The 612-nt window shown below is 49.8% G+C and carries 1 rRNA gene; it reads left to right on the top strand.

From position 1 onward, the window contains the following. Positions 1 to 405: 405 nt before the first annotated feature. Positions 406 to 612: ribosomal RNA gene (locus AC1D2R_RS32245) — 16S ribosomal RNA — on the top strand; the annotation flags it as partial.

Genomic DNA, 612 nt, shown 5'->3' with positions numbered 1-612 from the left:
GTTTGGATGTGTTGACTTGGAAAAGGGGTTGGCCGTATAAGCCCCCTCACTGAACGAGGGCGGCGGCGCTGCTGGCGACGATGTCTCTTGTTTCAGGTTTCCAGATTGGCTTTGTTGGCTGATGGGTGGTTCGGGGCTTTATGGCTTTGAGCTTGTGGGATTTCGACCGGGTCTGACTGGTCTGTTTTTTGACAATTGAATATGAGAAGAAAGAGAAACGTGGGCGGCGGAGTTCGCGGGACCGGAAGAGATTTCGGTTCTTTGAAAGAGACTTTGGCGGTCACGTTTATCAAGAGAAGTTACACTGGTTTTTGACGCTGAGGTTTAGGCTTTGGTGTTTAGAAAACAGGTGTGAAGTTCTCGTCGATTCAAAGAACGTGACGTAAATGCCAATGATTGAATTCTCAACATGAGAGTTTGATCCTGGCTCAGAACGAACGCTGGCGGCAGGCTTAACACATGCAAGTCGAGCGCCCCGCAAGGGGAGCGGCAGACGGGTGAGTAACGCGTGGGAATCTACCCTTTGCTACGGAATAACGCATGGAAACGTGTGCTAATACCGTATGTGTCCTGTGCTAATACCGTATGTGTCCTTCGGGAGAAAGATTTATC

The organism is Rhizobium sp. P1_C7 (assembly GCF_056406295.1).
This window is presented reverse-complemented; position numbering and strand designations above follow the sequence as displayed.